Source organism: Mycolicibacterium gilvum, from assembly GCF_900454025.1.
Classification (GTDB): Bacteria; Actinomycetota; Actinomycetes; order Mycobacteriales; family Mycobacteriaceae; genus Mycobacterium; species Mycobacterium gilvum.
In genome coordinates, this window is the sequence record NZ_UGQM01000001.1 from 4,328,337 (window position 1) to 4,353,714 (window position 25,378).

Genomic DNA, 25,378 nt, shown 5'->3' on the forward strand with positions numbered 1-25,378 from the left:
GCCGTCAACGGTCCTGTTGCAGTGTCGCCCACAGGCCGGCGGCGTGCAGCCTGGACACGTCGGTCTCCATCGATTCCCGGCTGCCCGCCGAGACCACGGCCTTGCCCTCGTTGTGCACCTGCAGCATCAGCTTGGTCGCGTGGGGTTCGGTGTAGCCGAAGAGTTTCTGCAGCACATAGGTCACGTAGGTCATCAGGTTCACCGGGTCGTCCCAGACGATGGTCACCCACGGCGTGTCGGCGGCGGCGTCCTCACCGACATCTCGATCTTCGCGGGTACCCGGTCGGGCCTTCGCCGGCGTCACCATGGGCCCAGGATACCGGGGCGGCAGTGCCGCTTTGAACGTGCTCCGGACCCGATACGGTTGGGCTGTGACCGCCCCGCCTCCGGAGTCGTCGAACCGGCAGGTTCCCGTCTCGTCGACGGCATTGCTGACCGACAAGTACGAACTCACCATGCTGGCCGCGGCGCTTCGCGACGGCACCGCCCACCGGCGGTGCTCGTTCGAGGTGTTCGCCCGCCGCCTGCCCGAGGGCAGGCGGTACGGCGTCACCGCGGGTACGGGACGGTTCGTCGAAGCCCTGGACGCGTTCCGTTTCGGTCCCGACGAGCTTGCGGCGCTGGGCAACTTCCTCGACCCCGCGACGCTGGACTACCTGGCCGGCTACCGGTTCTCCGGCGACGTCGACGGTTACGGCGAAGGCGAGCTGTACTTTCCGGGGTCGCCCGTATTGTCGGTGCACGGGACGTTCGGCGAGTGCGTGGTCCTCGAGACGCTCGTGCTGTCGATCTTCAACTTCGATTCCGCGGTCGCGTCGGCCGCCGCGAGGATGGCGAGCGTCGCGGCGGGCCGTCCGCTCATCGAAATGGGTTCGCGGCGTGCGCACGAGCAGGCTGCCGTCGCCGCCGCGCGCGCGGCCTACCTCGCCGGGTTCGCCGGGTCGTCGAACCTGGAGGCCGAACGTCGCCACGGCGTACCGGCGCTGGGCACCAGCGCCCACGCGTTCACGCTTCTGCACACCACCGCCGACGGAGGGACCGCATCGGACTGGGAGAAGGCGGCGTTCCGGGCCCAGGTCGACGCACTCGGAGTGGACACCACGCTGCTGGTCGACACCTACGACATCACCGCGGGCGTCGCCAATGCGGTGGAGGTGGCGGGACCGCAGCTGGGCGCGGTGCGCATCGATTCCGGCGATCTCGGGGTGCTGGCCCGTCAGGTCCGCGAGCAGCTCGACCGGCTCGGCGCGACCGGCACGGAGATCGTCGTCTCGGGCGATCTCGACGAGTTCGCGATCGCCGCGCTGCGTGCCGAGCCCGTCGATCGTTACGGCGTGGGCACGTCGGTGGTGACCGGATCGGGCGCCCCGACCGCGGGCATGGTCTACAAGCTGGTGGAAGTCGACGGCATCCCGGTGGAGAAACGCAGCAGCCACAAACAGTCCCACGGCGGCCGCAAGCAGGCGCTGCGGCTGGCCAAGGCCTCGGGCACCGTCGTCGAGGAGGTGATCCACCCGGCCGGCCACCCACCCGAGGTGCCCGCCGATCTCGTCGCGCGGCCGCTGACCGTACCGCTGGTCCGCCATGGCGAACCGCTCGAAACCCCGGGGCTGGACGCCGCCCGGGACCGGGTCGCCGACGGACTGCGCAGCCTGCCGTGGGACGGCCTGAAACTGTCCAGGGGCGAGGCGGCCGTGCCGTCGCGGATGATCGCGCCCGCGCACGGCCGGAGCTAGCCGATGGAGGTCACCGAACTGCTGGCCACCGCGGTCGCGGCGTTGGGCGGCGCCACCCGCGACGGTCAGATCGAGATGGCCGAAGCGGTGGCCCGGGCGTTCGCCACCGGTGAGCACCTCGCCGTCCAGGCCGGTACCGGCACCGGGAAGTCGCTGGCCTACCTGGTGCCCGCGATCGCCCACTCACTCGACGACAACCGGCCCGTGGTGGTGTCCACCGCCACCATCGCGCTGCAGCGCCAACTGGTCGACCGCGACCTGCCCCGCCTGGCCGACTCCCTGTCGGGTGCGCTGCCGAGGCGGCCGGTGTTCGCGCTGCTGAAAGGGCGCGGAAACTACCTGTGCCTGAACAAGATCCACAACGGATCGACCGCATCCGAGCCCGAGGACGTGCCCCAGGAGGAACTGTTCTCGCCGATGGCCGCGAGCGCACTCGGCCGCGACGTGGCGCGGCTGACCGAATGGTCGGACACCACCGACACCGGTGACCGTGACGATCTCAAACCCGGTGTGCCGGACCGGTCGTGGGCGCAGGTCAGCGTCTCGTCGCGGGAGTGCATCGGGGTGTCGCGGTGCCCGTTCGGCACCGACTGCTTCTCCGAGCGGGCGCGGGGGCGCGCGGCCGAGGCCGACGTGGTCGTCACCAACCACGCGCTGCTGGCCATCGATGCGATCGGCGACCTCAACGTGCTCCCCGAGCACGAGATGCTCGTCGTCGACGAGGCACACGAACTGGTCGACCGCGTCACCAGCGTGGCCACCGCGGAGCTGTCGCCGACTTCCCTGGGCGTGGCGCACCGGCGCGCGGCGCGCGTCGTGTCCGCAGAACTCGCGCAGCGACTGGAGGCGGCGATAGCGACGTTCACCTCCGCACTGTTCGACGCCCGCCACGGACGCATCGACGTGCTCGACGACGAGCTGGCGAGTTATCTGACGGTGCTGCGCGATTCCGCGCACGCGGCACGCACCGCGGTGGACACCGCGCGCAACGACCCGAAGACGGCGACGGCCCGCTCCGAAGCCGCCTCCGCGTTGTCCGACGTGGCCGACACGTCCTCGCGGATTCTCGACTCGTTCGTCCCCGCGATCCCCGACCGTACCGACGTCGTCTGGCTCGAACACATCGAAGACGGCAGGTCCGCCGGTCGCACGATCCTGCGCGTCGCCCCGCTGTCGGTGGCAGGTCTGTTGCGCAGCAGGCTGTTCGGGCATTCCACGGCGGTGCTGACGTCGGCGACCCTGACCATCGGCGGCAGCTTCGACGCGATGGCCTCGGCGTGGGGTCTTGCCGGGCCACGCGACGACACCGCGGCCGCGCCCGATCCCGGATGGCGCGGGCTGGATGTGGGATCGCCGTTCGACCACGCGAAGGCGGGCATCCTCTACGTCGCGGCGCACCTGCCACCGCCCGGCCGGGACGGCACCGGATCGGCCGAGCAACTCGACGAGATCGCCGCGCTGATCGAGGCCGCGGACGGACGCACCCTCGGACTGTTCTCCTCGATGCGGGCCGCCAAGGCCACCGCCGAGGTGATGCGCGAACGGATCGACACCCCGGTGCTGTGCCAGGGCGACGACACCACCTCGGCCCTGGTGCAACGGTTCGCCGACGATGAACAGACCTCGCTGTTCGGCACCCTGTCGCTGTGGCAGGGCGTCGACGTGCCGGGCCCTTCGCTGTCGCTGGTGCTGATCGACCGCATCCCGTTCCCCCGGCCCGACGACCCCCTGCTGACCGCCCGCCAGCGCGCGATCGCAGCGCGCGGCGGCAACGGGTTCATGGCGGTGGCGGCCAGTCACGCCGCGCTGCTGCTGGCCCAGGGGGCCGGCAGACTGCTGCGCCGCGTCGAGGACCGCGGCGTCGTCGCCGTTCTGGACTCCAGGATGGCCACCGCCCGCTACAGCGGATTCCTGCGCGCGTCGTTGCCGCCGTACTGGGCGACGACGGACGGTGCGGCGGTGCGGGCCGCGCTTCGGCGCCTGTGCGATACCGAGGACAGCCGAGTCGCGCGATGAGCGCAGTCCGCCGCGCGAAGTCACTATTCTGACGGTGAGTTCGGCCGCGGCGATCAGGCCGCCGCGCCACTACCGAAAGGCGGCGTCCATGAGCCCGTCGAGAAGCTCGAAGCCGTCCCGGTTCCGCTCGTCGGCGGCGTTGCTCGCCGGCACCGCCGTGCTGGCCGGCGCAGCCTGCTCAACGATGTTGCAGGGCAACGCCGTATCGGTGTTCGACGACCCGTTCAAGGTCGCCGGGATGCCCGCGACCGACGGCCCGACCGGCCTGCGTCCCGATGCCGAGAGCCCGGCGCGGGACGTGACCGGCACCGATGGCGGCGACATCGACAACCTGGCCGCGAGCGCGGTCAGCGACATCGAGGACTACTGGGCGACGGCCTACGAGGACGCCTTCGACGAGCGCTTCAAACCGGTGGCAGAGCTGATCTCCTGGGATGCCAACGGTTTTGACGGAGAGTTCTGTGGCGACACGACCTACGGTCTGGTCAACGCCGGGTACTGCTATGCCGACCGGACCATCGGCTGGGACCGCGGCGAGCTGCTGCCCAGCCTGCAGCGGGCGCACGGGGACATCGGTGTGGTGATGGTGCTGGCCCACGAGTACGGCCACGCGGTGTCGCGGCTGTCCGGGTTGTCCGGCAGGGACACCCCGACCCTGGTGGCCGAACAGCAGGCCGACTGTTTCTCGGGCGCCTACATGCGCTGGGTCGCCGAGGATTCGTCGCAGCGATTCTCGCTGAGCACCGGCGAGGGCTTGAACAATGTGCTCGCCGGTGTCATCTCGTTCCGCGACCCGCTGTTGAACGAGGGCGACCCCGACGCCGGCTACGACGAACACGGCTCCGCGTTCGAACGGGTGTCGGCGTTCCAGTTCGGATTCACCGACGGGCCGTCGGCCTGCTCCGGGATCGACCTCGACGAGATCGGGCAGCGGCGGGGCGACCTGCCGGTCCTGCTGCCCGAGGACCAGACCGGCGAGCTGCCGGTCACCGAGGATTCCGCGCGTTCGATCGTCGACGCGATGGAGATCCTGTTCGAACCGCAGAATCCGCCCGCGCTGAGCTTCGAACCGGCCGACGCCGACAACTGTGCCGACGCCCGGCCGAGCCCTCCCGCCTCGTTCTGCCCGGCGACCAACACGATCGTCGTCGACCTGCCCGCGCTGGAGGAGATGGGGACGCAGGCCGACCCGGACGACGGTACAGCGCTGGCCGCCGGCGACAACACCGCCTATTCGGTCCTGGTGTCGCGGTACATGCTGGCGATCCAGCACGAACGCGGCGGGGTGGCGCTCAACAGCGCCGAAGCGGCCCTGCGCACCGCGTGTCTGACGGGGGTGGCGACCGTGAAGATGAGCGAGGAGGTGACCACCCCGGACGGGGACACGATCGCGCTGACGGCCGGCGACGTCGACGAGGCGGTCTCCGGGATGCTGACCAACGGGCTGGCCGCCAGCGACGTCAACGGCGAGTCCGTGCCGTCGGGTTTCTCCCGCATCGATGCGTTCCGCGTCGGCGTCCTCGGGGACGCCGACCGCTGCTTCACCCGGTTCCCGTAACCCTCAAGCCAGCGCGACCAGGCCGAGTTCGTTGTCCCCGGCCAGCAGCCGGTGGTGGGGCAGCACCCGGACGGTGTAGCCGACGGATCCGGCGAACGGCAGCGGGGTCGTCGCGGTGAAGATCTCGTTGCCGCTGTCGGCGGTGCCGGTGTGATTCATCGGCACGCTGGCCGGATCCATCAGCAGGTCGCCGCCGTCCACCCTGCCGAGGACCGCCTGCACGACCACTTCGTCGGGCCGCAGACCGGCGAGCGCGACCTGCGCGGTCAGGGTCAGTTCGGACCCCAGCAGCGGCACATCGGGCAAGCCGTAGCTGTCGACGTCGGTGACCTCGACCCGGGGCCAGGCGAGCTCCACGCGGCGTCGGTACTCCGCGAGTTCACGGGCCGATCCGAACGGCACCGCGAACTGCGGATCGGAGTCCCCGCCGGGCTCGATCACCGCGCGTAGCGCCGTCGCCGCGGGCAGGTAGTACTTCTGCGTGTAATCGCGCACCATCCGCGATGCCAGCACCTTGGGTCCCAGTGCCTGCAGGGTGTGGCGCACCATCTCGACCCAGCGGGTCGGCACGCCGCCCTCGTCGCGGTCGTAGAACTTGGGCACCACCGCCCGCTCGAGGAGGTCGTAGAGCGCGGCGGCCTCCAGATCGTCGCGACGACCCTCGTCGGCCAGACCGTCCGCCGTCGGGATCTCCCACCCGTTCTCGCCGTCGAACCACTCGTCCCACCACCCGTCCCGGATGGACAGGTTCAGACCGCCGTTGAGCGCGCTCTTCATCCCGGACGTGCCGCACGCCTCCAGCGGACGCAACGGGTTGTTCAGCCACACGTCGCAACCGTGATAGAGCTTGCGCGCCATGGACATGTCGTAATCGGGCAGGAACACGATGCGGTGGCGCACATCCTCGCGGTCGGCGAAGCGCACGATCTGCTGGATCAGGGCCTTGCCGCCCTCGTCGGCGGGATGCGACTTGCCCGCGACGATCAACTGGATGGGACGTTCCTCGTCGAGCAGGAGCTTCTTCAGACGTTCGGGATCGCGCAGCATCAGCGTGAGCCGCTTGTAGGTCGGCACCCGGCGGGCGAAGCCGATCGTCAGCACATCGGGGTCGAAAGCCGTTGCGATCCAACCCAACTCGGCGCCAGCCGCGCCGCGTTCCAACCATGACCGCCGCACCCGGGCGCGGACATCGGCAATCAGGGCCGCCCGCAGCTGCGAGCGGATCCACCACAGGTGAGCGGGGTCGACCTGCTGCAGCTTCGACCAGGACTCCGTCTCGCGCAGCGGCGCGAGGTCCTGGCTGCCGAGCAGTTCGCGGCCCAGCTCGAGCCATTGCGGCGCCGCCCACGTCGGGGCGTGCACCCCGTTGGTGATCGACCCGATCGGCACCTCGGCGGGGTCGAACCCCGGCCACAGCTCGTTGAACATCTCGCGGCTCACGCGGCCGTGCAGCAACGACACCCCGTTCGCCCGCTGCGCCAGGCGCAGCCCCATGTGCGCCATATTGAACTTCGTCGGGTCGTCCTCGGCCCCGAAGGCCAGGATCCGGTCCAGCGGCACACCCGGCAGCAGCCGCGACCCCCCGACCGACGGCCCGTCGGGGCCGAAATAGCGCTCGACCATCTCCGCGGGGAAGCGGTCGATGCCGGCCGCCACCGGCGTGTGGGTGGTGAACACCGTCGACGCGCGGACGACCGCGAGCGCCGTGTCGAAATCCAGTCCCGCCTCGATGAGCTCACGAATGCGCTCGGCGCCCAGGAAGCCCGCATGGCCCTCGTTCATGTGGAACACCTCGGGTGCGGGCAGGCCCTCGAGGTCGGTGAACGCACGGATCGCGCGGACCCCGCCGATACCGGCCAGGATCTCCTGTTTGATCCGGTGTTCCTGATCACCTCCGTAGAGACGATCGGTCACCGTGCGCAACTCGTGCTCGTTCTCCGGAATGTCGGAATCGAGCAGCAGCAACGGGATTCGGCCCACCTGGGCGATCCAGACCTGCGCATACAGCAGCGCCCCGCCGGGCATGGCGAGCTGGATGAGAACCGGTTCGCCCTGCCGGCCGATCAGCAGCCGCAGCGGCAGGCCCTGCGGGTCGAGCGCCGGATAGCTTTCGTGTTGCCAGCCGTCGGCCGACAGCGACTGCCGGAAATAGCCCGACCGGTACAGCAGGCCCACCGCGATCAGCGGCAGCCCGAGATCCGACGCCGACTTCAGATGATCCCCGGCGAGGATGCCGAGGCCGCCGGAATAGTTCGGCAGAACCTCGGCGACGCCGAACTCCATGGAGAAGTAGGCGATGCCCTTCGGCGGCTCCGTGGCCGCCCCCGTCGCATCTTCGGAGAGCTCCTGGTACCACAGCGGCCTGGTCAGATAGTCATCCAGATCGGCGGCCAGCGTGTGCAGCCGGCTGACGAACGACTCGTCGCCCGCGAGTTCCTCAAGGCGCGCCGGGGTGACCTGGCCGAGCATCGCCACCGGGTCGCCGCCCACCCTCGCCCACATCTGCGGATCGATCGCCTCGAACAGGTCCTGCGTCGGTTTGTCCCAGGACCAGCGCAGATTGACGGAGAGCGGCTCGAGCGCGGCGAGCGGCCCGGGAAGGTGCGCACGGACGGTGAATCGACGGAGGGCTTTCACGGTTCCTGACGTTACTGGGGTCCGCCGCTTTCGTCTGGCACGTACCCGATAAGGCCGGCCGGCCGTTCGATGACCGACAGAAGGTTGAGTCGGACACTACGGTGGGTATAGCCGCGACAGGGCTGTTCGAGGCCGTAGACGAGACCAGACAACGCGTGCGCGGTATGCACCGGACAGCACGTTCCAGTGGTAGGGAGAGTCACTAGTGACCGCCGGTCGTATCGAGATCGATGACGTCCAGCCCGTGGTGTCCCATGGGCGTTTTCCCGCCAAGGCGGTTGTCGGCGAAGTTCTGCCGGTGAGCGCGACGGTGTGGCGCGAGGGTCACGACGCGGTGGCCGCGACCCTGGTGGTGCGCTATCACGGCACCGACTACCCGGCGTTGGCCGATGAGCCGCCGGGCCGGGTGCGGACCCCCGAAGCGGTGCCGATCCAGGATGTCGTCAACACTCGGGAGCGGGGCAGGCCGACGACGCTGCCGATGGCGCAGGGGCGGACCCCCGACGTCTTCCACGGTCAGTTCAGCCCCGACGCGGTCGGCCTCTGGACCTTCCGGGTGGACGGCTGGAGCGACCCGATCGCCACCTGGCGCCACCACGTGATCGCCAAGCTCGACGCCGGTCAGAGCGAGGGCGAACTCGACAACGACCTGCTGATCGGCGCACGCCTGCTGGATCGCGCCGCGACCGGCGTGCCCCGCCAGGACCGTTACCCGCTCGCCGAGGCCGCGGCCCGCCTGCGCGAACCCGGCGACCCGTTCTACCGCGCCGGCGCGGCGCTGGCGCCGGACATCACCGAGCTGCTGAACCAGTTTCCGCTGCGAGAACTGATCACCCGAGGGCAACAGCACGGCGTCTGGGTGGATCGGCCGCTGGCCCGGTTCAGTTCCTGGTACGAGTTCTTCCCCCGGTCCACCGGCGGCTGGGACCCCGCGGGCAATCCTGTGCACGGCACGTTCGCGACCGCGACGAAGGCGCTGCCCCGGGTGGCCCGGATGAACTTCGACATCGTGTATCTGCCGCCCATCCACCCGATCGGCAAGGTGCACCGTAAGGGCCGCAACAACAGCGTCACCGCCGCCCCCGGCGATGTCGGATCGCCGTGGGCGATCGGAAGTGACGAGGGCGGACATGACGCGGTGCACCCCGACCTCGGCACCATCGACGATTTCGACGAGTTCGTCAGCGCCGCCCGCGACGAAGGGCTGGAGGTTGCGCTCGACCTCGCGCTGCAGTGCGCGCCCGACCACCCGTGGGCCCGTGACCATCCCGAGTGGTTCACGGTTCTGCCCGACGGGACCATCGCCTACGCGGAGAACCCGCCGAAGAAGTATCAGGACATCTATCCGCTGAACTTCGACAACGACCCCGCCGGCCTGTACGAGGAAGTGCTGCGGGTCGTCAAGTTCTGGGTTTCGCACGGCGTCAAGGTTTTCCGGGTGGACAACCCGCACACCAAGCCGCCGAACTTCTGGGCCTGGCTCATCGGTGAGGTCAAGAACATCGACCCCGACGTGCTGTTTCTGGCCGAGGCGTTCACCCGGCCCGCCCGGCTGTTCGGGCTGGCCAAGCTCGGGTACACGCAGTCCTACACCTACTTCACCTGGCGCACCGCCAAATGGGAACTGACCGAGTTCGGGCAGTCGATCGCCGAGCACGCCGATTACGCACGGCAGAGCCTGTGGGTGAACACGCCGGACATCCTGCACGAGAGCCTGCAGCACGGTGGGCCGGGAATGTTCGCGATCCGGGCGGTGCTGGCGTCGACGATGAGCCCGACATGGGGTGTGTACTCCGGTTACGAGCTCTTCGAACACCGTGCGGTGCGGGAGGGCAGCGAGGAATACCTGCACTCGGAGAAGTACGAGCTGCGGCCGCGCGACTTCGACGCCGCGCTGGCCGACGGCGAGTCCCTGGAGCCGTTCATCGCGCGGCTCAACGAGATCCGCCGCGTCCACCCGGCGTTGCAGCAGCTCCGGACCATCACGTTCCACCACATCGACAACGATGCGCTGCTGGCGTACAGCAAGTTCGATCCGGTTTCCGGCGACCAGGTGCTGGTCGTCGTGACTCTCAACCCGTTCGGCCCCGAGGACGGCACCCTGTGGCTGGACATGGGAGCACTCGGCATGGAGCAGCAGGACCGCTTCTGGGTGCGCGACGAGATCACCGGCGAGGAATACCAGTGGGGGCACGGCAATTACGTGCGTCTCGACCCCGCGCGAGCGGTGGCCCACGTGCTGAACATGCCGCAAATCCCGGTCGATCAACGAAACAATCTGCTGCGTAGGGAGTGAGGACATGACCAACGCGTCCAACCTGAAGAACCAGATCGACAGCCCCCACCTTCGGCCGCACACCGCCGATCTGAACCGCCTGCTGGCCGGCGAGCATCACGACCCGCACTCGGTCCTGGGGGCCCACGAGTACGACGACCACACGGTGATCCGCGCGTACCGCCCACACGCGGTGTCGGTGGAAGCGCTCATCGGTGGCACCCGGTATCCGTTGCGGCACATCGAATCCGGCCTGTTCGCGGTCGCCGTGCCGTTCACCGGACTCATCGACTACCGGCTCGCGATCCGGTATTCCGACGACGAGTCGGCGTTCGTCCACACGGTCGCCGACGCGTACCGTTTCCTGCCCACGCTCGGCGAGATCGACCTGCATCTGTTCGGTGAGGGTCGCCACGAACGCCTGTGGGAGATCCTCGGTGCGCATCGGCGGACGTTCACGACCGCCGACGGCGAGGTCACCGGCGTGTCGTTCGCGGTCTGGGCGCCGAACGCCAAGGGCGTCAGCGTGACCGGCGACTTCAACCACTGGGGCAACGAAGCGCAGATGCGGGTGCTGGGGTCCACCGGGGTGTGGGAGGTGTTCTGGCCGAACTTCCCCGACGGCGGGCTCTACAAGTTCCGGGTCCACGGCGCCGACGGATCGGTGGTCGACCGTGCCGACCCGATGGCCTTCGCGACCGAGGTTCCGCCGCAGACCGCGTCGAAGGTGTTCGAGAGCGAATACACCTGGGACGACGCGGAATGGATGGACGGACGGACGCTGCGCAACCCGGTGTTCGAGCCGATGAGCACCTACGAGGTGCACCTGGGGTCCTGGCGCCCCGGGTTGAGCTACACCGAACTGGCGGAGCAGCTCACCGAATACCTTGTGCAGCACGGCTTCACCCACGTCGAGATGCTCCCCGTCGCCGAGCATCCGTTCGGCGGGTCCTGGGGCTACCAGGTCACCTCCTACTACGCGCCGTCCTCCCGGTTCGGCTCCCCCGACGAGTTCCGGTACCTCGTCGACGCACTGCACCGCGCCGGGATCGGCGTGCTCGTCGACTGGGTGCCGGCACACTTCCCGAAGGACTCCTGGGCGCTCGGGCGTTTCGACGGCACCGCGCTCTACGAGCACGGTGACCCTCGTCGTGGCGAGCAGTTGGACTGGGGCACCTACGTTTTCGACTTCGGCCGGGCGGAGGTACGCAACTTCCTGGTGGCCAACGCGCTGTACTGGCTGCAGGAGTACCACATCGACGGCCTGCGGGTGGACGCGGTGGCGTCGATGCTCTACCTCGACTACTCCCGTCCGGAGGGCGGCTGGTCCCCGAACATCTACGGCGGCCGGGAGAACCTCGAAGCGGTGCAGTTCCTGCAGGAGATGAACGCGACCGTCCACAAGATCAACCCCGGCATCGTGACCATCGCCGAGGAATCGACCTCGTGGCCCGGCGTCACCCGGCCGACCAATCTCGGCGGTCTCGGCTTCTCGATGAAGTGGAACATGGGCTGGATGAACGACACTTTGGAGTTCATCAAGCGCGACCCCATCCACCGCAGCTTCCACCACGGCGAGATCACGTTCTCGATGATCTACGCGTTCAGCGAGAACTTCGTGCTGCCCATCAGCCACGACGAGGTGGTGCACGGCAAGGGCACGCTGTGGGGGCGGATGCCGGGCAACGACCACATGAAGGCCGCCGGGATCCGCAGCCTGCTGGCCTACCAGTGGGCCCACCCCGGCAAGCAGTTGCTGTTCATGGGTCAGGAGTTCGGCCAGCGCGCCGAATGGTCCGAGGAGCGCGGTGTCGACTGGTTCCAGCTCGATGAGCAGGGTTTCTCCGACGGCATTCTGCGCATGCTCTCGGACGCCAACCACATCTACCGCGACCGCCGTGCGCTGTGGTCGCGCGACACCCAGCCCGAAGGCTATTCCTGGATCGACGCCAACGATTCGGCGAACAACGTACTGAGCTTCCTGCGGTTCGGTGACGACGGTTCGATGATGGCCTGCGTGTTCAACTTCTCCGGCGCAGAACACAGCCGATACCGCCTCGGTCTGCCCCACGCGGGCACCTGGCGGGAGGTGCTCAACACCGACTCCGACACCTATCACGGTGCCGGGATCGGCAACTACGGGTCCGTCGAGGCCACCGACGAGCCGTGGCACGGCCGTCCGGCGTCCGCGGTGATGGTGCTTCCGCCGCTGTCGGCGCTGTGGTTCGAACCCGTACCCCCCGAGGCCTGAGGTCTACGACGCCGAAATTGCATTCCAGCAGGCGTGCACTCGCACAAGCTCTGCTGGAATGCAGTTTCGGCGAGGTCAGTACAGCGCGTTGGCGAGGTTGCGCCGGCCCGCGATGACGGCGGGGTCGGCGGGGTCGAACAGGTCGAAGAGTTCGATCAGCCGGGTGCGCACGGTGGTGCGGTCATCGCCGGCGGTGCGCCTGACCAGAGCGGTCAGCCGGGCGAACGCGGGCTCGATCTGCTGCTGCAGAATCTCGACGTCGGCGGCGGCGAGGGCGGCCGCGATGTCGTCGGGTGCCGCGTCCGCGATAGCGACCGCGTCCTGCGGGTGCGTCGTGGCCCGCTGCAGGAAGCCGATCTGACGCACGGCGCCCTTGGCCTCGGCGTGGTTGGGGTCGGCGTCGAGAATCGCCTGGTACGCGTTGCGGGCGGCGTCGAAGTCGCCCTCATCCAGCAGTGCCCGGGCCTGCTCGAGCTGCGGATCCACCTCTTCGGGCTGACCCTCGTCTCCTGCGCCGCCAAGCTTGCCCGCCACAGCGTTCAGCAGCGAGTCGATCCAGCGACGCAGTTGGTCCGGCGGTTGCATACCCTCGAAGCTCGACAGCGGCCGCCCGGCCGCGAGCGCGACGACGGTCGGCACCGCCTGCACGCCGAACATCTGCGCCACCCGCGGCGTCGTGTCGACGTTCACGGTCGCGAACACCCACTTCGCCCCGTCGGTGGCCGACAGCGCACCGAGGGCCTCGCCGAGCTGCACGCTGGCGTCGCTGCGCGGCGACCACAGCAGCACGACCACCGGCACCTCGGTGGAGCGGACGAGGACGTCGGCTTCGAGGTTTGTCTCGGTGACCTCGATGCCGCCCGGGGCGCCGGTCGAGGCCGATTCAGCGGAGGAGGCAGGCCGCTGCTTGAGCACCGACAGGTCGACGGCACCGGCGAGGGCAGACGAGATTCGGGGTCCAGGACGCGTCACGAGACCAAGTCTGTCACGTCGTTTCGGGTACCGACGCGCCTGCCCGACCCCCGGCGACCGCGGCGGAGGCGGACCCCATCCGACCGGTCCTATCAGCCCATATGAGGAAGATCACACTACCGAGTGGCACAATGCTGCCCAGCAACGCCAGCAACCACGCGGCGACGTCCCATTTGACCGCGACGCCGACCATCAGCGCGGCGATCAGGAACGCGACGAAGACGCCGCCGTGGATCGGGCCGAAGATCTTGACACCGATCTCGGTCTGCGGAGTGCCGATGTACTTGAAGTACATGCCCAGCAGCAGACCGACCCAGCTCACCGCCTCGGCGAAGGCGACCACTCGGAACCGTCCCGCTGCGGTGCGGAGGTCATACACGCTTGTCATGGCCCCTATTGTGCCCGAACCCCGAGCCAGCTACTACAACGCGTCGTTGACGATGCCCGTCACGGCCGATGCAGGATCAGGGCCGGCGCAGAATCAGAGCATCGCCCTGGCCACCGGCGCCGCACAGCGCGGCCACGGCATAGCCCGATCCCTTACGGGCCAGCTCGAGGGCGGCGTGCAGGGTGATCCGGGCACCGGACATCCCGATCGGGTGACCGATGGCGATGGCCCCGCCGTTGGTGTTGACCTTCTCGGCAACCGTCGCCTCGTCGAGGCCGAGCTCGCGCGCCGACGCCAGCGCGACGGCGGCGAAGGCCTCGTTGATCTCGATGACGCTGAGGTCGTCCACGCCGATCCCCTCTTTGGCGAGCGCCTTCCTGATCGCGTTCGCGGGCTGGCTCTGCAGCGTGGAGTCCGGGCCCGCGGCCACGCCGTGCGCACCGATCTCACACAGCCACGTCAGGCCGAGTTCCTCGGCCTTCGCCTTGTTCATCACGACCACCGCACACGCACCGTCGGAGATCTGCGACGCGGACCCGGCGGTGATGGTGCCGTCCTTGCGGAAGGCCGGACGCAGCCCGCCGAGTGACTCGGCGGTGGTGTCGGCGCGAATGCCCTCGTCCTCGGCGAACTCGATCGGGTCGCCCTTGCGCTGCGGGATCTTCACCGGCACGACCTCGTCGGCGTAGACGCCGTCCTTCCACGCGCGGGCGGCCTTCTGGTGCGACTCGGCGGCGTAGGAGTCCTGCTCGGCGCGGGTGAACTTGTCGGCGTCGTTGCGCTGCTCGGTCAGCGCGCCCATCGGCTGATCGGTGAAGACGTCGTGCAGGCCGTCGTAGGCCATATGGTCGAGCACCGTCACGTCGCCGTACTTGTAGCCCGACCGGCTGTTCATCAACAGGTGCGGAGCCTGGGTCATCGACTCCTGGCCGCCGGCGACGATCACGTCGAACTCACCGGCCCGGATGAGCTGGTCGGCCAGCGCGATCGCGTCGATGCCCGACAGGCACATCTTGTTGATCGTCAGCGACGCGACATCCCACGGGATGCCGGCGGCGACGGCGGCCTGGCGCGCGGGCATCTGCCCGGCGCCCGCCGACAGCACCTGGCCCATGATCACGTACTCGACTGCCGAGGCGTCGACGTTGGCTTTCTCCAGGGCGCCCTTGATGGCCACGGCACCGAGGTCGCTGCCCGAGAAATCCTTCAGCGAACCCATCAGCTTGCCCACAGGCGTACGGGCTCCAGCAACGATCACCGACGTCGTCATCACGACCTCCACACTTGTTTCGAACGGCTGCAAAGAGGCTATACGGGCGCACCGAGCTATTCGAAACCGATCCTGTTAGGTTACGTTTTCTTTATGACCGCCGAGCAGACTGACGCCCGTCCGGTACTGGCCACCGCGCTTGTGACCGCCATCGACCACGTCGGCATCGCCGTGCCCGATCTGGATGCCGCGATCAAGTGGTACCACGACCATCTCGGGATGATCGTCTTGCACGAAGAGGTCAACGAAGAGCAGGGCGTGCGCGAGGCGATGCTGTCGGTGCGCGGCGCGCCGGTGGGCAGCGCACAGATCCAGCTGATGGCGCCGCTGGACGAGACGTCGACGATCGCGAAGTTCCTCGACAAGCGCGGACCCGGCCTCCAGCAGCTCGCGTACCGCACCAGCGACATCGACACCCTCAGCGATCGCCTGCGCGAGCAGGGCGTCCGGTTGCTCTACGACGCCCCCCGGCGCGGCACCTCGAACTCGCGGATCAACTTCATCCATCCCAAGGACGGCGGGGGCGTGCTGATCGAGCTCGTCGAGCCCGCCCGCGACGGGTCCGACTCCACGTCGCACTGACGCTGTCTACGACCATCGCCGGGTAGGCCCTCGGGTCGCCCGGTGTGTCCAACACGGCGTATGCCAGTGCCGGCGGTCCTCGCTGTCGCCCGAACTCTGCGCCGGCCACACCACGAGATGGGCGATGTTGGGCCGGATCTCGTGGTCGCATCCCGGGCACCGGTAGAGCTTGACCGCGCGTGCCGCCGCGACGGGACGCACCTCGTAGTCATAGCCGTCGGGCCCCACCTCGACACGCCGGGGCGCCGGCAGCGGGGCCGGGCCGGGGTTCCTCCTGCGCGCAGGGCGCCGCCTACCCATCAGAACAAACGGAACTCGTCGCTGTCCATGCCTCGCATCTTGTCGTAATCCAGTGTCAGGCAACGGATTCCGCGATCAGTCGCGAGCGTCCGAGCCTGCGGTTTGATCTGCTGGGCAGCGAACACGCCTGCCACCGGCGCCAGCAGCGAATCCCGATTGAGCAGCTCGAGATACCGCGTCAGCTGCTCGACTCCGTCGATCTCACCGCGCCGCTTGATCTCCACCGCCACCGATCGTCCCTGCTCGTCCCGGCACAGCAGGTCGACCGGCCCGATCGGGGTCATGTACTCACGGCGCACCAGCGTGTAGCCGGCACCGAGCAGTTCCACGTGCTCGGCCAGCAGCGCCTGCAGGTGCGCTTCGACACCGTCCTTGACCAGACCGGGATCCACCCCCAGCTCGTGGCTGGAGTCGTGTTCGATCGCCTCCACGGTGATGCGCAGCTGCTCCCCCGCCTTGTTCTCGACCACCCAGACGGCGGTCTCACCGTCTGTCTGTTCGGCCAGTCGGCAGGGTGGACTCATCCAGTTCAGCGGCTTGTAGGCACGGTCGTCGGCGTGCACGCTCACCGATCCGTCGGCCTTGAACAGCAGCAGCCGCCGGGCCGAAGGGAGGTGAGCGGTGAGTCTTCCGACGTAGTCGACGGTGCACTGGGCGATGACGAGGCGCACCGAACCACCATAGATGCAGCGCGTCGGGTCACTAGGCTGACGCCACAATGAACGCGACCAAGAGCGTGCCGTATCGGTTGGGCCGGGTGCTGGAAAGGGTGACACGACAGAGCGGACGCCTCGACACCACCGACTACGGCTCCTGGCTGCTGGGCCGATCCGCCGAGTCCCAGAGCCGGCGTCGCATCCGCATCCAGATCATCCTGACCTTCTTCATCCTGTTCACCAATGTCCTGGGCATCGCGGTCTCGCTGCTGCTCAACACCATCGCGATCCCCGTGCCCAGCGTCTTCTCCGACGCCCCGGCGTGGCTGACGTTCGGTGTCACCCCCGCCTACATGCTGGTGGCGCTGTTCTTCGGTACCGCCTGGATCACGTCACGGACCGTCGGCTCCCTGCGGTGGGCCGTCGAGGAACGTCAGCCGACGAGCACCGACCAGCGCAACGTGTTCCTCGCCCCGGCCCGAGTGGCGCAGAAGCTGTTGCTGCTGTGGGGAGTCGGCACCGTGCTGCTGACCGTGCTCTACGGGCTGCAGGACTCCGCGTTCATCCCGCGGTTTCTCTTCGCGGTGGGTTTCCCGGGCATCGTCGTCGCCACCGCGTGCTACATGATCACGGAGTTCGCGCTGCGGCCCATCGCGGCCCAGGCACTGGAGGCCGGGCGGCCCCCGCGTCGACTGGCCCACGGCGTCATGGGACGGACCATGACGGTCTGGCTGCTCAGCTCCGGCGTTCCGGTGCTCGGCATCCTGTTGCTGGCCGTCTTCTCGCTGTCGCTGAAGAACCTCACCTCGACCCAGTTCGCGGTCGCCGTCATGATCATCGCCGCGTTCGCGCTGGTGTTCGGATTGACCCTGATGTGGCTGCTGTCCTGGCTCATCGCGACGCCGGTGCGGGTGGTCCGGACGGCACTCAAGCAGGTCGAGGACGGCGAGCTCGACTGCAACCTGGTGGTGTTCGACGGCACCGAGCTGGGCGAGCTGCAACGCGGTTTCAACTCGATGGTCAACGGCCTGCGCGAACGCGAACGCGTGCGCGATCTGTTCGGGCGCCACGTCGGACGCGAGGTCGCCCTCGCTGCCGAGCAGCAGCAGGTCGAACTCGGCGGCGAGGAACGCCACGCGGCGGTCATCTTCGTCGACATCATCGGGTCCACGAAGCTGGTGACGAGCAGACCCGCCGTCGAGGTCGTCGAACTGCTCAACCGCTTCTTCGACGTCGTGGTCGACGAGGTCGACAATCACCACGGCCTGGTGAACAAGTTCGAGGGCGACGCGGTGCTGGCGGTGTTCGGCGCACCGGTCTCGCTGGACAACGCCGAAGCCGAGGCGCTGGCCGCGGCACGCGTCATGAGCCGCCGGCTGGCTGCTGAGGTTCCCGAGTGCACGGCGGGTATCGGGGTGGCCGCCGGACAGGTCGTCGCCGGAAACGTCGGCGCCAAGGAGCGGTTCGAGTACACCGTCATCGGAGAACCCGTCAACGAAGCCGCACGCCTGTGCGAGCTGTCGAAGAAGATCGACGGGCACCTGGTCGCATCGGCGGACGCGGTGGACAACGCCACCGAAAGCGAAAGGCGGCATTGGGAACTGGGCGAGACGGTGACCCTGCGCGGCCACACCGAACCGACCAGGCTGGCCACCCCCGTCGACCGCGACTGAAGCAGGCATGTCGCAACCGGAAACCCACCGGTGTGCCGATTCGTGATTTACAGGCGATCCCGGATCGCCAACCATGGGGGACGGCAAGCCAGGAGAGGCGGTTGACGATGACGATCAGTGTGGCCGAGCGCGCGGAGCTGCGCACCGCGGTCGGCGAATTGCTCGCCGACAAGTGCACCGAGGACGACGTGCGGCGGGTGAGGGAATCCGACGAGGGTTTCGACCGCGACCTGTGGCGGCGGCTGGCTGACCAGGGTGTGCTGGGCATGCTCGTCGACGGCGAGCACGGCGGACTCGGATTCGGCGCCCAGGAGCTCGAAGCGGTCGCCGAGGAGACCGGTGCCGCGCTGCTGCCCGCGCCGTTCCTCTCCAGCGCTGTGCTGACCGTCGCGCTGATCAACGCGGCGGGCTCTGAGGAGGACAAGCTGCGCCTGCTGCCCGGGCTCGCCGACGGCACGGCCATCGGCACCGTGGCGCTGACCGGCCGGGCCGGCACCTGGTCCGAGGACGGCGTCGACGTCCGGGCCGGCGCGGACGGCACCCTCGACGGCGTCGCGCACTTCGTCACCTGGGGCCAGGTGGCCGATGTCGTGCTGGTCGTCGCCCGCACCGACGACGGGGTCGGCGTGTTCGAGGTGGCCACGGACGCAACGGGTTTCGAGCGCACCGCGGCGACGGTCTTCGATCCGACCGTGCGCCTGTCGACCTATACCTTCGCGGGCACCCCCGCCCGCCGCCTCGGCACCGCGGGGTGGGAGGCCGTCCAAGAAGCGCTGGACTACGCGGTGGTCGCCTCAGCCGGGGAGCAGGTCGGCGGCACCAAGCGGATCTTCGACATCACCATCGCCTACCTCAAGACACGGTTCCAGTTCGGCCGGGCGATCGGCAGCTTCCAGGCGCTCAAGCACATGGCCGCCGACCTGCTCCTGGAGGTCGAATCGGCGACGTCGGCCGCGCAGCACGCCGCCGCCGTGTTCCACGACCCCGAGGCCCGCGACGGGGCCGTGGCGCTGGCCGGTTTCGCGTGCGCCGAGGCCTATGTCAAGACCGCCATGGCTGCCGTCCAGATGCACGGCGGCATCGGCTTCACCTGGGAACACCCCTGCCACCTGTACGTCTGCCGGGCCCGCTCCGGCCTGCAACTGTTCGGCGACTCGGGACTGCACCGCGAGCGCTACCTGATCTCGAAAGGCGCCTGAGTCATGAGCGACAACAATCTGCCCAGCGCCGAGGACCTGCGCACCGAGGTCCGCGAGTGGCTGGCCGAGAACTGGACGGGCGTCACGCTGCCCAAGTCCGATGACCCCTGGGTCAGCTCTCCTGAGCGGATCGGCTGGCTGGAGAAGGTCGTCGCGGCCGGCTACGGCGCGCCGACCTACCCGACCGAGTGGTACGGCCGGGCCTACCCGAACAAGCTGGCCAAGGTGATCGCCGAGGAGTTCCGCGCGGTGGGCGCCCCCGGTGCCTGCCAGGACAGGTTCAGCATCCCGGCCAACACCTCGCTGACGTTCGGCACCGAGCAGCTCAAAGCCGACCTGCTGCACGAATTCCTGACCGAGAAGTCCCGCACCTGCCTGCTCTACAGCGAGCCGGGCGCGGGCTCGGATCTCGCCGGCGTGCGCACCACCGCGGTGCGCGACGGCGACCAGTGGATCATCAACGGCCAGAAGGTGTGGACCTCCGGCGCCCAGACCTCCCAGTACGCGCTGCTGATCGCGCGCACCGACTGGGATGTGCCCAAGCACAAGGGCATCACGTTCTTCATCGTGCCGATGAAGCAGCCGGGCATCGAGATCCGGCCGCTGGTGCAGATCACCGGCGACGCGCATTTCAACGAGGTGTTCATCACCGATGCCACGGTGCCCGACGCCTACGTCGTCGGCGGTGTCGGCAACGGCTGGCGGGTGCTGCAGACCGCGCTGGCCGTCGAGCGCTCCATCATGGGTTCCGGAACCAGCCTGCACCGCAAGCAGTCCCGCGGGAACAGCCTGGTCGAGATGGCCCGCGCGCACGGCAAGCTGGACGACTCCGCGATTCGCAAGGCACTGGCCGATGTGCTGGCGCTGCGAGAACTGAACAACCTCAACAACGCCCGCGCCAAGGCCGAGGCCAAGCAGGGCACCGCCAGCCCGGTCATGTCGCTGGGCAAGCTGGCGACATCGGGCATCCTGCACGCCGAGGCCCGGCTCAAGACCGACATCATCGGCGCCGACGCGCTGCTGGCCGGACCTGAAAACGCCGAGGCCGACGAGGTGAACTTCCTGACGCTCAACGCGTTCTTCACCTCGATCGGCGGCGGCACCGACCAGATTCAGCGCAACATCATCGGCGAGCGCGTGCTGGGCCTGCCCAAGGAGCCCGAGGTCGACCGTGAGATCCCGTTCCGCGACATCCGGAAGAACTGAGCAGATGAGCTACGATCCCCCGCTGGCGGGCGTACAGATCCTCGACGCCTCCACCGGTCCGATGACCGCGGTCGGGCGCCTGTTCGCCGACCTGGGCGCCGAGGTCACCGTAGTGCGGTTGCAGGGCATCACCGACGACGCGACGGTGGGCCCGTACGTCGACGACGTAGCGATCGGTACCGCGATCAATCGTCACGGCATGCCCGAGGTCGAGGTCGATCCGTCGAATCCGGAGGGCCGGGCGCGGTTCACCGAGATGCTCGCGGACGCCGACATCCTCATCGAGAGCACCCGGCCCGGTTCGCAGGCCGAGGCGGTGCTGGCGGTTCGCACGCTGCGCGCCGAGCACCCCGACCTGGTGATCCTGTCGATCAGCGACTTCGGCCGGGATTCGGAGTTCCGCACGTGGCAGGCGACCGGCCCTGTGCTGCACGCACTTTCGAGTGAGCTGTCGCGGTCGGGCATCCCCGGTCGCGAACCCCTCGTTCCGCCCGCAGATCTGCCGTACCAGGTCGCCGCCGCGCAGGCCGCCGTGATGACGCTGAGTGTGTTCCTGGACCGGTTGCGCACCGGCGAGGGCGACCTGATCGACTTCTCCGTCCTCGACGGCGCGATGCAGGCCCTCGATCCGCCGTTCGGATCGGCGGGCAGCGCGTCGGCCGGTGTGGCGGTCAGCGCCCAGCAGCGCGACTGGAACGCCGAGAAGCAGCGCTACCCGATCATCGCCTGCAAGGACGGGCATGTGCGCATCTGCATCCTGTCCAAGCGTCAGTGGCACGGGATGTTCGCGTTGATGGGAAGTCCCGAGGAGTTCGCCGATCCGTCCTACGACAAACTCGGCAAGCGGTTCCACTCGCCACATCTCCTCGAGGCCATCGAGCGCTTCTGCGCCGACAAGACGCGGGCCGACCTAGAGGCCCGGTGCCAGGCACACGGGGTGCCCGCGGCGGCCGTGCTCACGCTCTCCGAAGCACTCAACGCCGAACACTTCACCACGCGCGGATTCTTCCACGACGCCGAACTGGCGCCCGGTGTGGTGGCGCCGATTCCCGCGGGGGTCAGCGAGATCGACGGTCACCGGGCCAGCGCGCAGAACTCGCCGACGACGCGGTCACCACGTCCGGCGGACGCGCCGCTTCTCGCGAGCCGACCCCGCCGGGGCCAGGGGCTGCCGTTGGAGGGCATCCGTGTCCTGGACCTCGGGGTGATCGTCGTCGGAGCCGACACCGCAAGGCTTTTCGGTGACCTCGGCGCCGATGTGGTCAAGATCGAGCACTCCGCGCACATGGACGGGCTGCGGATCGGGCGGCCCACGGCGATGACGCAGCCGTTCGCCGCCGGCCACCGCAACAAGCGCTCGATCGGGATCGACCTGCGTGTCGAAGAGGGCCGGGAACTCGCGCACCGTCTGGTCGCGCAGTCCGACGTCGTCCTGACCAACTACAAGCCCGGCGTCGCCGAGGCGCTCGGGATGGACTACGCGACGTTGCACCGGATCAACCCGGACATCGTCGTGGTCGACAGCTCCGCGTTCGGCCCGACGGGCCCCTGGGCCAAGCGGCTCGGCTACGGCCCCCTGGTGCGCGCCGCGGTGGGCTTCACCAACCTGTGGACCTACCCGGGCGAGCCGGACACGTTCTGCGACACCGTCACCGTCTACCCCGATCACGTTGCGGCGCGGATCGGGACGCTGTCCGCGCTGGCCCTGCTGCTGCGCCGCGAGCGCACCGGCTCAGGCGGATCGGCGAGCATCTCCCAGGCGGAGGTCATGCTCAGCCACCTCGCCGCCGACATCGCCGCGGATGCTCTGCAGCGTGGCGGCCACACGAGCACCGCAACCACCCCGGACGCACCGTGGGGTCTGTATCGCACCGAGGGAGACGACCACTGGGTCGCGATCACGGTGCGCGACGACGCCGACCGCAGCGCCCTGGTCGGTGTGGTGGGCCATTCCGCGGGGCAGCCGACCGCGCTGGACGACGCGGTCCGCGTCTGGGCGGCTCAACGGTCGCACATGGACGCGATGACCGAGCTGCAGTCCGCCGGGGTGCCCGCCGGTGCGGTTCTGCACGCCCATGAGATGCCGGGTTGGGGGTACTACGAGCAGCGCCGTACATTCCGGGAGGAACTGCACCCGCACGCGAGCGAGCCGTTCATGATGGAGAACGTCCAGATCCACTGTGACCATGTGCCGGACCCGCCGCTGGGACAGGCGCCGCTGCTGGGCGAGCAGACCGCCGACATCGCCGCGGAGCTCCTCGGTCTCGACGCTGCCGACATCGCTTCCCTGCTGGAACGCGGCGTGCTGGAGAACCCCGCGCGGGAGGCGGCCGCCTCGATGTGACCGGGGTCCCGGCACCGATCTCGTAGCATTCGTGGTGGCAGAGGGCAGCACATGCGGATGCGACAGGAATGGACATCGACTTCACCAGGCTCAGGTACTTCGTCGCTGTCGCAGACGAACTGCACTTCAAGCGCGCCGCCGACAAGCTGCGGATCACTCCTCCTCCGCTGAGCAAGCAGATCAAGCTGCTCGAAAAAGAGCTCGGCGGCCCGCTTTTCGAACGCGGCTATCACGAGGTGCGGCTCAGCCCGCTCGGTGAGCGTCTGGTGGGGCCGGCGCGCGAGATCCTGCGGCAGGTCGAGGACTTCAAGGCCGCGGCGACACAGGGGGTGCGGGGGCTCGCCCCCCTGCGGGTCAGCGCGACCGCGTATGCCCCGTCCGACCTGCTCGGCGAACTCGAGGCGGTGCTCGCAGGCCTACCCGGACCGACCGAGTTCAGCGTGCCCGGCTCGGCCGCCGAGGTGACCGCCAAGCTGATCGCGGGGCAGTCCGAGCTCGGTCTCATCCATCTGCCCGCGACCGACAAACGACTCCGGCACCGCGTCGTGGCCAGTTACCAGGGCGGGGTCGCCGTCCGCTTCGACGACCCCTTGGCGGCCAAGGACCTGGTGTCCATCGAGGAGCTGCGCGACCGCGAAGTCGCCATCGACTTCGCACGCCCCAACCCGGTGGTGCTCGCCGGGCTGACCCGACGTCTCAATCGCAAAGGCGTGCACCACATCGTGCGCACCACCAACCAGAGAGGCGGCGAGGTCGAGATGGCCACCCAGGTGTTCAACCGACATCTGGTGGCGGTGGTCAGTTACGCCCCCGAATCGTTCATCGGCAAGATCTTCTCCCCGCCGGAGTTCAAGCTGATCCCCGTGGACGAAAGCACCTGGGCCCCGGCCGAAATCGCGTTGGCGTGGGTACCCGAACGCGTGCAAGGGCGACTCGCCGAGGTCGAGCTGATGGTCGAGCAGATCGCCGACCGTCTCGGACCCGTACACCGCGGCGCCTGAGCGGTCACGGGGTCGGGCGCCGCCGCCGGTCCAGGGCGTCGAGCACGTCGTCGACTGTCCGGAACCGGATCTCCGGCGATCCGGCACGCGCCACCACTCCGTCGGGATCGACGAGGTGCCCCTCCTTGCCGTCGGCCCGCAGTGCGGCCCCCAGCGCCGAGAGCATCTCGCGTGCCGTGTCGTCGATGTCGTCGACCCGGGAGACGTCCAGGATGGTGACGTCATAGCGGTCGCGTTCGCGTTCGGCGACCCGCAGCACCTCTTCGGCGCCACTGAAGAGCAGGTCACCGTGCGCTTCGTACACCCGCACACCGGGACGCGGTTCGTAGACGGCCCGTAGGGTGGCCCGCGCATCGCGACGCACGGTCAGGAAGTGCAGCCCGAGTTGCTCGGAGAGGCTGCGGCAGGTCAGCACACCCCGGACGCTGTTGCCCTTGTCGTCGAGGCGAGGCGAGTACACGCCGATCCCGAGCTGACCCGGCAGGACCGCGACGATGCCGCCGCCGACCCCGCTCTTGGCGGGCATGCCCACAGCGCTGACCCAGTCACCGGCGCCGTCGTACATGCCGCAGGTGACCATCACCGACAACGTGCGCCGGACCACCGCCGCCGAGGTGACCCGACGACCCGTCACAGGGTTCATACCTCCGCGGGCCAGAGTGGCCCCCATCCGGGCCAGGTCGGTGCACGTGACCCGCAGCGAGCACTGCCGGTAGTAGACGTCGAGCACCTCGTCGGGATCGTCGTCGAGGGCCCCGAAGCTCTGCAGCATGTACCCGATCGCCCGATTGCGGGCCCCTGACGCCTTTTCCGACGTGTACACGTCGTGGTCGAGCTCGAGCCGGCGTCCGACGCATGCGGAATAGAAATCGTGGATCAAAGCGAATCGCTCGTCAGGTGAGCCCGCCGGGATCAGCGACACCGCCGTGATGGCCCCGGCGTTGATCATCGGGTTCTTCGGGTTGTTGGTGACGCGGTCCACGCTGATCTCGTTGAAGGCCTCGCCGGAGGGTTCGACACCGATCCTGGCGTCGACCGCATCGAGTCCGATGAGGTGGAGGGCCAGCGCGTAGGTGAGCGGCTTGGAGATCGACTGGATGGTGAATTCCGTTGCCGCCTGCCCGGATTCGTAGATGAAGCCGTCGGAGGTGGACAGCGACAGGCCGAAGCCGTCCGGGTCGACGCCCGCGAGCTCGGGAATGTAATCGGCCAGCTCGCCGTCGGCGACCTCTGCGTGTTCGGCCCGGATACGGTCCAGGCGCCGCTGCACCAGTTCGGCCATGGGCTGGAGTGTAGGTGCCGACAGGGAGACCG

At 68.9% G+C, this 25,378-nt stretch carries 19 protein-coding genes; 11 read left to right on the plus strand and 8 right to left on the minus strand.

Annotated elements, in window-relative coordinates:
- Nucleotides 1-4: 4 nt before the first annotated feature.
- Complete coding sequence (clpS, locus tag DYE23_RS20205) at nt 5-307, minus strand: ATP-dependent Clp protease adapter ClpS (RefSeq protein WP_011893230.1); 303 nt, start codon at nt 305-307, stop codon at nt 5-7.
- A gap of 64 nt (nt 308-371) precedes the next feature.
- Between clpS and DYE23_RS20210 the strand changes: the two genes are divergently transcribed.
- From DYE23_RS20210 to DYE23_RS20220, 3 genes are all read left to right on the plus strand, one after another.
- Nucleotides 372-1,736, plus strand: a complete 1,365-nt coding sequence (locus DYE23_RS20210) for a nicotinate phosphoribosyltransferase (RefSeq protein ID WP_115327993.1) — start codon at nt 372-374, stop codon at nt 1,734-1,736.
- Nucleotides 1,737-1,739: 3 nt separating this feature from the next.
- Complete coding sequence (locus tag DYE23_RS20215) at nt 1,740-3,752, plus strand: ATP-dependent DNA helicase (RefSeq protein WP_013471196.1); 2,013 nt, start codon at nt 1,740-1,742, stop codon at nt 3,750-3,752.
- Between the two features lie 88 nt (nt 3,753-3,840).
- A complete protein-coding gene (locus DYE23_RS20220; protein WP_011893227.1) occupies nt 3,841-5,310 on the plus strand; it encodes a neutral zinc metallopeptidase in 1,470 nt (489 codons plus the stop codon).
- 3 nt (nt 5,311-5,313) lie between these two features.
- On the opposite strand, the gene glgP is transcribed toward DYE23_RS20220, so the two are convergent.
- Entirely contained in the window at nt 5,314-7,947 is a 2,634-nt protein-coding gene (gene glgP, locus DYE23_RS20225) for an alpha-glucan family phosphorylase (RefSeq protein WP_115327994.1), read from the minus strand.
- 205 nt (nt 7,948-8,152) lie between these two features.
- On the opposite strand from glgP, the gene DYE23_RS20230 reads away from it, so the two are divergent.
- Complete coding sequence (locus DYE23_RS20230) at nt 8,153-10,243, plus strand: alpha-1,4-glucan--maltose-1-phosphate maltosyltransferase (RefSeq protein ID WP_011893225.1); 2,091 nt, start codon at nt 8,153-8,155, stop codon at nt 10,241-10,243.
- Between the two features lie 4 nt (nt 10,244-10,247).
- Nucleotides 10,248-12,473 carry a 1,4-alpha-glucan branching protein GlgB gene (gene glgB / locus DYE23_RS20235; RefSeq protein ID WP_011893224.1) on the plus strand — a complete coding sequence of 742 codons (2,226 nt, stop codon included), beginning with the start codon at nt 10,248-10,250 and terminating at the stop codon, nt 12,471-12,473.
- A 75-nt stretch (nt 12,474-12,548) separates the two neighbouring features.
- Here glgB and DYE23_RS20240 read toward each other — a convergent pair whose 3' ends face one another.
- The 3 genes from DYE23_RS20240 to DYE23_RS20250 form a co-directional block, all read right to left on the minus strand.
- Complete coding sequence (locus tag DYE23_RS20240) at nt 12,549-13,445, minus strand: tetratricopeptide repeat protein (RefSeq protein ID WP_115327995.1); 897 nt, start codon at nt 13,443-13,445, stop codon at nt 12,549-12,551.
- 13 nt (nt 13,446-13,458) lie between these two features.
- Nucleotides 13,459-13,833, minus strand: a complete 375-nt coding sequence (locus DYE23_RS20245) for a DUF3817 domain-containing protein (protein WP_115327996.1) — start codon at nt 13,831-13,833, stop codon at nt 13,459-13,461.
- Nucleotides 13,834-13,909: 76 nt separating this feature from the next.
- Complete coding sequence (locus DYE23_RS20250) at nt 13,910-15,103, minus strand: acetyl-CoA C-acetyltransferase (RefSeq protein WP_115329047.1); 1,194 nt, start codon at nt 15,101-15,103, stop codon at nt 13,910-13,912.
- A 93-nt stretch (nt 15,104-15,196) separates the two neighbouring features.
- On the opposite strand from DYE23_RS20250, the gene mce reads away from it, so the two are divergent.
- Complete coding sequence (gene mce, locus DYE23_RS20255) at nt 15,197-15,685, plus strand: methylmalonyl-CoA epimerase (RefSeq protein WP_115327997.1); 489 nt, start codon at nt 15,197-15,199, stop codon at nt 15,683-15,685.
- A gap of 6 nt (nt 15,686-15,691) precedes the next feature.
- On the opposite strand, the gene DYE23_RS20260 is transcribed toward mce, so the two are convergent.
- Together DYE23_RS20260 and nucS are read right to left on the minus strand one after the other, a co-directional pair.
- Nucleotides 15,692-15,985 carry an Rv1322 family protein gene (locus DYE23_RS20260; RefSeq protein ID WP_115327998.1) on the minus strand — a complete coding sequence of 98 codons (294 nt, stop codon included), beginning with the start codon at nt 15,983-15,985 and terminating at the stop codon, nt 15,692-15,694.
- Nucleotides 15,985-16,656: an endonuclease NucS gene (nucS, locus tag DYE23_RS20265; protein ID WP_115327999.1), complete on the minus strand. Its 672-nt coding sequence runs from the start codon at nt 16,654-16,656 to the stop codon at nt 15,985-15,987. The genes DYE23_RS20260 and nucS overlap by 1 nt, the downstream gene beginning before the upstream one ends.
- A 47-nt stretch (nt 16,657-16,703) precedes the next feature.
- Between nucS and DYE23_RS20270 the strand changes: the two genes are divergently transcribed.
- From DYE23_RS20270 to DYE23_RS20290, 5 genes are all read left to right on the plus strand, one after another.
- Nucleotides 16,704-18,314 (plus strand): adenylate/guanylate cyclase domain-containing protein, encoded by a 1,611-nt coding sequence (locus DYE23_RS20270; RefSeq protein WP_115328000.1) that lies wholly within the window; start codon nt 16,704-16,706, stop codon nt 18,312-18,314.
- A 107-nt stretch (nt 18,315-18,421) separates the two neighbouring features.
- A complete protein-coding gene (locus tag DYE23_RS20275) occupies nt 18,422-19,513 on the plus strand; it encodes an acyl-CoA dehydrogenase family protein (RefSeq protein WP_115328001.1) in 1,092 nt (363 codons plus the stop codon).
- 3 nt (nt 19,514-19,516) lie between these two features.
- On the plus strand, nt 19,517-20,719 hold the full coding sequence (locus DYE23_RS20280; protein WP_115328002.1) for an acyl-CoA dehydrogenase family protein: 1,203 nt from the start codon (nt 19,517-19,519) through the stop codon (nt 20,717-20,719).
- Nucleotides 20,720-20,723: 4 nt separating this feature from the next.
- A complete protein-coding gene (locus DYE23_RS20285; protein WP_115328003.1) occupies nt 20,724-23,063 on the plus strand; it encodes a CaiB/BaiF CoA-transferase family protein in 2,340 nt (779 codons plus the stop codon).
- Between the two features lie 68 nt (nt 23,064-23,131).
- Nucleotides 23,132-24,064 (plus strand): LysR family transcriptional regulator, encoded by a 933-nt coding sequence (locus DYE23_RS20290; protein WP_011893213.1) that lies wholly within the window; start codon nt 23,132-23,134, stop codon nt 24,062-24,064.
- Nucleotides 24,065-24,068: 4 nt separating this feature from the next.
- Here the strand turns inward: DYE23_RS20290 and glsA are convergent, their stop codons facing one another.
- Nucleotides 24,069-25,346 carry a glutaminase A gene (glsA, locus tag DYE23_RS20295; RefSeq protein WP_011893212.1) on the minus strand — a complete coding sequence of 426 codons (1,278 nt, stop codon included), beginning with the start codon at nt 25,344-25,346 and terminating at the stop codon, nt 24,069-24,071.
- Nucleotides 25,347-25,378 lie beyond the last annotated feature (32 nt).